Origin of the sequence: Kitasatospora sp. NPDC059462 (genome assembly GCF_042749955.1) — a bacterium.
Classification (GTDB): domain Bacteria; phylum Actinomycetota; class Actinomycetes; order Streptomycetales; family Streptomycetaceae; genus Kitasatospora.
Window position 1 is genome coordinate 1 of the sequence record NZ_JBHYUU010000285.1, and the last position, 7,218, is coordinate 7,218.

At 75.3% G+C, this 7,218-nt stretch carries 6 protein-coding genes and 1 CRISPR repeat array; all 6 genes read right to left on the reverse strand.

The window, feature by feature from the left end:
- Nucleotides 1-422: 422 nt before the first annotated feature.
- Nucleotides 423-2,384 (reverse strand): ATP-binding cassette domain-containing protein, encoded by a 1,962-nt coding sequence (locus tag ACFXAM_RS36745; protein ID WP_380298046.1) that lies wholly within the window; start codon nt 2,382-2,384, stop codon nt 423-425.
- A 235-nt stretch (nt 2,385-2,619) separates the two neighbouring features.
- The gene (locus ACFXAM_RS36750) at nt 2,620-4,194 is read right to left on the reverse strand and encodes a phytoene desaturase family protein (protein ID WP_380298048.1); all 1,575 of its coding nucleotides are present in this window, start codon (nt 4,192-4,194) and stop codon (nt 2,620-2,622) included.
- A gap of 56 nt (nt 4,195-4,250) precedes the next feature.
- Nucleotides 4,251-4,823 (reverse strand): OsmC family protein, encoded by a 573-nt coding sequence (locus tag ACFXAM_RS36755; RefSeq protein WP_380298050.1) that lies wholly within the window; start codon nt 4,821-4,823, stop codon nt 4,251-4,253.
- Between the two features lie 28 nt (nt 4,824-4,851).
- Nucleotides 4,852-5,583 carry a hypothetical protein gene (locus ACFXAM_RS36760; protein WP_380298052.1) on the reverse strand — a complete coding sequence of 244 codons (732 nt, stop codon included), beginning with the start codon at nt 5,581-5,583 and terminating at the stop codon, nt 4,852-4,854.
- A gap of 157 nt (nt 5,584-5,740) precedes the next feature.
- Nucleotides 5,741-6,379: direct repeats of the CRISPR family, unit length 29 nt; unit sequence GGAGCAATCCCCGCGGGCGCGGGGCCGAC.
- Between the two features lie 18 nt (nt 6,380-6,397).
- A complete protein-coding gene (gene cas2e, locus ACFXAM_RS36765) occupies nt 6,398-6,676 on the reverse strand; it encodes a type I-E CRISPR-associated endoribonuclease Cas2e (protein WP_331744407.1) in 279 nt (92 codons plus the stop codon).
- Entirely contained in the window at nt 6,673-7,143 is a 471-nt protein-coding gene (locus ACFXAM_RS36770; RefSeq protein ID WP_380298054.1) for a hypothetical protein, read from the reverse strand. Before ACFXAM_RS36770 ends, cas2e begins: the two co-directional genes overlap by 4 nt.
- Between the last annotated feature and the right edge of the window lie 75 nt (nt 7,144-7,218).

A 7,218-nucleotide genomic window follows, 5' to 3' on the forward strand; every position in this document is an offset into this window, starting at 1 on the left:
CCAGGTTCCTCCTGACCCACTGAGACCGGGCGCGACCCGCGCGACGGACGGGCGGGCCGGCCCCCGCCCCGCCGCCCCCCCCCCCGGCCGCCCCCCCACCCCCCCGTCCGGGCGGTCGGCGGACACGGACCAGGGGTCCTTGTGGCCCTGCCCGGCACGACGACGAGTCGCTCGACGTGACCTGGTTCCCGCTGACCGCCCTCCCCCGCTGCCCCCGAACGACGTGCTGCTGCTGGAGAAGGCGACGGCCGGCGAGCCGGCCCCCTGGTTCGCCCGTGGCTGAGCCGCGCTGCCGCCCCTCCGGCCACCGCTCGACCGGGACGGGCGGCAGCGCGGCCGCACGGAGCCCCACGGACGACCGGACGGGGCGGACACCGGCACGCCGGAACGGCCCCGGGTCGGCATCGACTCGGCCCCGCGCGTCAACGCGGGCTCCCTCCCGTGGTGTCCGAGCGTTGCGCGGGCACGGTCGCGGCCCGGTCGTGCTGCAGGGCCCGCAGGTCGGCGAACATCCCGGGTTCGGCGGCCAGCCGTTCGAAGGTCCCCTCCTGGATCACCCGGCCGTGGTCGAGCACCACGATCCGGTGCGCCACCCTGGTGTTCTCCAGGTTGTGGGTGACCAGCACCGTCGCGCAGTCCCGGGCGACGTCCGCGAGACCGGCGAAGATCCGGTGCTCGGCCCTCGGGTCCATGGCGCTGGTCGGCTCGTCGAGGATCAGCAGCGTGCCGGACCTGGCCCGGTGGAAGGCGGCCGCGGTGACCACCCGCTGCCACTGGCCCTCGCTGATCTCGGCGCCGCCCCAGAACTCCTTGGCCAGCAGGGTGTCCAGGCCGTGCTCCAGCTCGGCGATCACCTCGTCCGCGCCGGTGGCGGCCGCCGCCTCCAGCACGGGGCCGTCGCCGGGTCCGCCCGGCTGGCCGAGGGTGATGTTCTGCCGCGCGGTCAGCGGCCAGTGCGCGAAGTCCTGCTGCACCAGCGCCGTCTGGCGCCACAGCAGGTCGGGGTCGAGATCACGGGTGGCGACGCCGTCCCAGGTCACCGTCCCGCCGTCGGGCAGGGTCAGGCCGCACAGCAGCTTCATCAGGGTGGACTTCGCCGCCCCGTTGACGCCGACCACGGCGACGATCTCACCCCGGCGGACCCGGAAGTCCACGCCCTTGAGGGCCGCCCGGTCCGATCCCGGGTAGCTGAAGGTGACGCCCCGGGCCTCGATCACCGCCGTATCGGCCGGCGGGGCGAGCGTGCCGCGGTCCAGCCGCTGGGCGCGGGCCATCGCGATGAACTTCTGCCAGTCCCCCACGTACAGGCCGGTGCGGTGGACGGCGGCGCTGTAGTCGGCGGCGGTGTGCAGGTCGGCGGCGGCCGAGCGCAGCGCGATCACCGCCGTGCCGGCCGACGCCAGGGTGACCCGGCCGTCCGCGAGGAGCCAGGCGAGGCCGCCCCAGACCAGGCACGCCCCCACGCCGGACGCCGCCGCCCCGTAGAGGCCGAGCACGGCGCCGCGGCGGGCGGCGGTGTCGCTCGCCTCGGTGACCTTGGCGACCGCCCGCCCGTGGATCCGCAGCAGGAACGGCGCGACGGTGTTCGAGCGGACCTCGGCGGCCAGCCGGCGGTCGCACAGGAACCAGCGCAGCACGTTCGCCGCCCGGGTCGCGCCGAAGGTGGACATCATCGCCCGGTAGAAGGCGTTGGCCGCCGCCGTGCGCGCCAGCGCCTGCGGGATCACCGCGAGGACGAGCAGCGGGAGCAGCACGGGGTGGACGGTGGCGATCACGATCCCGGCCGCGGCGAGGCCGGCGGTGTGGCCGATCACGTCGCGCGCCTGGGAGAGCAGGTCGCGGGTGGCGCTCGCACCGCGGTCGCCGGCGTCCCAGGCCGCCTGGAAGCTGGGGTTGTCGTAGGCGACGAGTTCGGCGCGGGTCGCGGCGTCGATCAGCTCCAGCTCGGCGGCCCGGGCGATCTTCGGTCCGATCCGCTCGGCGGCCCACTCCCCGGCGATGCGCAGCAGGGCGGCGGTCCCGGACATCGCGGCGAGGAACGCCACGGAGGGGGCCGAGCGGGCCAGGCGGTCGGCGAAGGAGTCGGTGCCGGCCACCAGATGGGTGATCATGCCGGTGGTCGCCAGCAGGCCGAAGGCCTGGGCGGCCGCGGAGGCGGCGGCGCAGCCGAGCAGGACGGCGAGGGCGGGCCGGTCGGCCCGGCGGCCGAGGCGCAGCGCGAGGGCGAGCAGCCGGGGCAGCGCGCGGGCGGTGGCGCGCAGGGTGGTCTTGGTGCCGTCGATGATCTCGGCGTCGCTGCCGGGGGGCTGCCACTCCATCATCACGGAGTCGTCGGCGCCGTCGGCCGCGTCGGCCTGACCGGTGGTGGGGGTCGGAGCGCTCATGCGGCCGCCTCCTCGCACGCCCGGACGAGCCGGCGGGCGGCCTGTCCGGGAGGCGGGCAGCTGAGTGAACTCGACTTTCCGACAAAGGACTTGGCTGTCCTCCAGGGGGCTCTCATGGCGACGGATCCTGCCCCGTCGCCCGCGGCCGATCAACCTCGGCGGTTCCGGGCGAGCCTGGAGCGAACAGCCCGATTTCGATTCCGGGCCGGGGGGGCGGGGCCGTTCCCGGAAGCGGCTACCGGGGCAGCTCCTCCAGGACGGCGCGGGCCGCGTTGTGTCCCGGGATCCCGCTGACGCCGCCGCCCCGCAGCGCTCCCGCGCCGCAGAGCAGGACGTTCGGGTGCGCGGTCGCCACACCCCAGCGGGCGGCGGCGCCCCGCGGCTCCCCGGTCGCGAACGGGAACGCGAGGTCGCGGTGGAAGATGTGACCGCCCGGCAGGCCGAGCTCCCGCTCCAGGTCGAGCGGGGTCTTCGCCTCCAGGCAGGGCCGCCCGTCGGCGTCGGGGGCCAGGCAGTCGGCGATCGGCTCGGCGAGCACCTCGTCGAGCTTGGCGAGGCTCGCCGCCAGGGCGTGTTCCTTGGCGGCCGGGTCGGCGAACAGCCGGGCGGGCAGGTGCAGGCCGAACAGGGTGAGGGTCTGCCACCCCTGCCGGACGGCCTGCGGGCCGAGGACGGAGGGGTCGGTGAGGGAGTGGCAGTAGATCTCGGACGGCGGTGCGGAGGGGATCCGGCCGGCCGCCGCCTCGGTGTAGGCGGTCTCCAGCTGCCGGTAGCCCTCGGCGATGTGGAAGGTGCCGGCGAAGGCCTCGCGCGGGTCGGCGGCGGGGTCGCGCAGCCGCGGCAGCCGGCGCAGCACCATGTTGACCTTCAGCTGGGCGCCCTCCGGCGCGGGCCCGGGTTCCTCGCCCAGCAGCCGGGCCAGGGTGGCCGGGGCGGCGTTCACCAGGACCCGGCGGGCCGCCGCCACCGCCTCGCCGTCGCGGTGGCGGTAGCTCACCTCGGCCTCGCCGGTGCCGTCGGTGGCGAGGGCGGTGACCTCGCAGCCGGTGCGCAGCTCGGCCCCGGCCGCCCGGGCCGCCGTCACGAGGGCGTCGGTCACCGCGCCCATGCCGCCGACCGGGACGTCCCAGTCGCCGGTGCCGTTGCCGATCACGTGGTAGAGGAAGCAGCGGTTCTGGCGCAGCGACGGGTCGTGGGCGTGGGTGAAGGTGCCGATCAGCGCGTCGGTGAGCACCACGCCGCGCACCAGGTCGTCGGCGAAGGCCTGCTCGACGGTCTCGCCCAGCGGCCGTTCGAACAGGGCCGTCCAGGCCGCGTCGTCGCCGACCCGCCGGCGCAGTTCGGCGCGGCCGGGCAGCGGTTCGGTGAGGGTCGGGAAGACCCGCTCGGCGACGTTGCCGGTCATCGCGTAGAAGCGCCGCCAGGCCTCCCATGCACGGTCGTCGCCGGTCAGCGCCCGGAACGACTCGCGGGTGCGGCCGGCGTCGGCCGCGTCGACCAGCAGTCCGGTGGGCCGCCCGTCGCGGACGGTGGGGGTGTAGGAGGCGATCCGGCGCCGTCGCAGCTCCAGGCGCAGCCCGAGCTCCCGCACCACCTTCCGCGGCAGCAGGCTCACCAGGTAGGAGTAGCGCGAGAGCCGGGCGTCCACGCCGGTGAACGCCGGGGCCGACACCGCCGCGCCGCCGAGCGCCGGGAGCCGTTCGAGGAGCAGCACCCGGTGTCCGGCGCGGGCGAGGTAGGCCGCCGCCACCAGTCCGTTGTGGCCGCCGCCGACGATCACGACGTCGTGCCGGGAGGACGAGTTCGCCATGTGCGGCACGGTACGGCACCCGGGCGGGCCGGGGAACAGGGCGGCGGCCGGGCGGGTCAGTCCCCCGCGGGGAGCTCCCCCGGGGCGTCCGCGGCGAGCCGGACGGTGACGCTGTGCTCGGCGCGGACCAGGCGCAGCATCGGGCAGCGGGCGTCCGCGGTGGCCAGCAGCTCCGCCAGCGCCTGCGGCTCGGCCGGGCCGCGCAGCTCGACCTCCGCCGTCAGGTCGTAGGGCACGGCGGGTGCGTCGGTCGGCACGCCGAAGAACCGGGCGTCGTTGTTGCGGGCGCCGACCCGGACCTCGACCCGGTCCAGCGGGACGTCCGCCAGTGCCGCGACGCACAGGATGGTGTGGGTCAGGCAGGTGCTGACGACCGCGCAGAACAGTTCGGGCGAGGACGGGCCGAGGCCGAACCCGCCGATGTCGGGCCCGCCGTCGCCGATGAGGGACCAGTCCCCCACCCTGACCTTGCGGACCCCGGTGGCGTCGTCGGCCACGCAGACCGCGCCGACCTCCTCCTCCCAGTCCGCGCTGTCCGGCCGCCGCCGGGCGGCGTCGCGCATGGCCGCGCCCTTGTCGCGCAGGTGCTCGGCCAGCCCGGGCCGCCGTACCGCTGGTGTGTGCGTCATGGCCCGTAGCGTACGGGCCGGGGCGGCCTCAGGAACCGGCGGTGGCCGCTTCCAGGGTGGTCGCCATGACCGGGCTGGTGAAGGTGTTCGTCGCGGCGCCCGTGGAGAGGTGGTAGGAGCCCCACTTGAGGTAGTTGCGGTCGCCGTCCCAGGTGGTGCCGGTGAAGGTGCCGGAGCCGGTGGTGAAGGTCTGCTTGACGCCGTCGAACCAGAAGTCGATGGTGCCGTCGGTGCGGCCCAGCCGGATCTTCAGCGCGTAGGAGTGCCACTGGTCGTTGGCGGTCGGCGCGGTCCACAGCGTGTGCGCGACGTGCGCGGTGTCCCACTCCTGGAGGCGGATGCGCCCGGTCGTCGCGTCGATCTCGATCGGGTGGTTGGCCGTGCCGGTGCTGGGCGAGCACTTCAGCTGGAAGACGTAGCGGCTGTTGGTGTCCTTGATGTCCACCTTGGACGACCAGCCGAGGTAGAAGGTGTCGCCCTCCCCGAGGTCGGGGCTCAGCGTCTCGCAGCGCTCCTCGCCGGCGGCCTGGGAGGCCCGCCACACACGGCCCTTGGCGGGGTCGGTGACGACGCCGAAGCCGCCCTGGGCGCACTGGACGGCGGCGAAGGAGGACGGGCCCTGGGCGGTGCTCGGGGTCCACAGGACGGTGCCGGTGTCGGCGGCGGAGCTGCCGGCGGTGGCCCAGGCGCAGGAGAGCGCGAGCGCGGTGACGGCGGCGGCGCCGACGGTGGTCCTGCGGTGGCGGGACGGAAGGGACATGCTTCTCCCGGTGGGTGAGTGGCCGCGACGGACGGGGAAGGCGATTCGACCACCCCCGGTCCGGGCGGGCCAAGCGGAACGGCCGGAGAAGGCCCTTTCGGGCACCTCTCCGGCCGCCGGGGTCACCGGGTGGTCGTGGGGGCTGGCGGGCGCCGTCCTCGGAGCCGGTGTCGGCGCGGGGCCGACCTGCACGAGCTGGCCGAGGAAGAGCCGGCCTTCGAGCAATCCCCGCGGGCGCGGGGCCGACCGTGCGACCCGGGCCCGCTCGCACAGCGTGCGGGAGCAATCCCCGCGGGCGCGGGGCCGACGATCCCGGCCAGTCATCCGCCGCCGGAGGGATGGAGCAATCCCCGCGGGCGCGGGGCCGACCCCTTGCGGGCGATGGCCGCGCGCCGGGCGGCGGAGCAATCCCCGCGGGCGCGGGGCCGACTGGAATTCCGCCGTGGCGACGGCCGTACCGTGGGAGCAATCCCCGCGGGCGCGGGGCCGACAGCTTGCTGACCTCGGCTTGCCGGCCGGCTTCGGAGCAATCCCCGCGGGCGCGGGGCCGACGTGCTCGGCGGCGGTCGCCCGCTGTTCGGCCCGGAGCAATCCCCGCGGGCGCGGGGCCGACGCGGGCCCGGATCGAGCCGCCGGCCGCCTGCTGGAGCAATCCCCGCGGGCGCGGGGCCGACCAGGTGCAGGATGCGAGCGCCGACCGCCCGACGGAGCAATCCCCGCGGGCGCGGGGCCGACCACCCGGAGAAAGGGCCGACAATCGGCTGGTTGGAGCAATCCCCGCGGGCGCGGGGCCGACACTTCGTGACCTGCGGGTCTATCGGCGGGATCGGGCTGAGAGAATCAGTCCGTCGAAGTCGACGGGCTTCCAGCGGTCCTTGCCGGCGGTGCGGACGGTCCAGCCTTGTTCGTTGGTGGCGGGTTCGACGAGGACGGCCTGGCCGTCGCCGATGCGGGTGGCGAGGAGGTCCCAGAGGCGGTCGCGGATGCGGCGGCTGGGGGTGCCGACGAAGACACCGGCGTTGACTTCGACCATCCAGCGTGTGAGGTGTCCGCGGAGGCCTTCGGGAGCGGCGATGAGGATGATGACGGTCATGGGCTGCTCGTGTCCTCGGTGAACTCCGGGCCGATAATGGCGAGGTGTTCGTCGCCCATGCCCGGGTCGGAGACACCGGCCACCACTGACGCTCCTTCGCTGCCCGCCCAGTTGACGCCGCCCTGGACGGTTCCGACGCGTTCGTCCCAGAGTTCGTTGGCCTCGACGTCGGGCATGTCGGTTCCCTCCGGGCTGAGGAGGGTCTTGACGTCGTGGACGATGCGGCCGAGCAGCTTGTCCTCGGCGATGCGGTCTCGCAGGCCGAGGCGGGCGTCGCGTTCCTCGGTGTGGCCCCGCTGGGCGAGGTCGAAGGCAAGGGGGATGGTGAACTCGGCCTTGTAGAGGTCGGCGATGTCGAGGACGAACGAGGTGGCCAGTCCGGTGTGGACGAAGCCGAGGCCGGGGCTGGCGCCCAGGCCGGTGATGACGGCGTGGCAGATGCCGTAGGGACTTGTCCGGTCGATCATGTGCGGAGCCAGATGACGAGGGCGGCTGCGGTGACGGTGCCGAGGTAGACGTAGCCGCGTTTGTCGTAGCGCGTG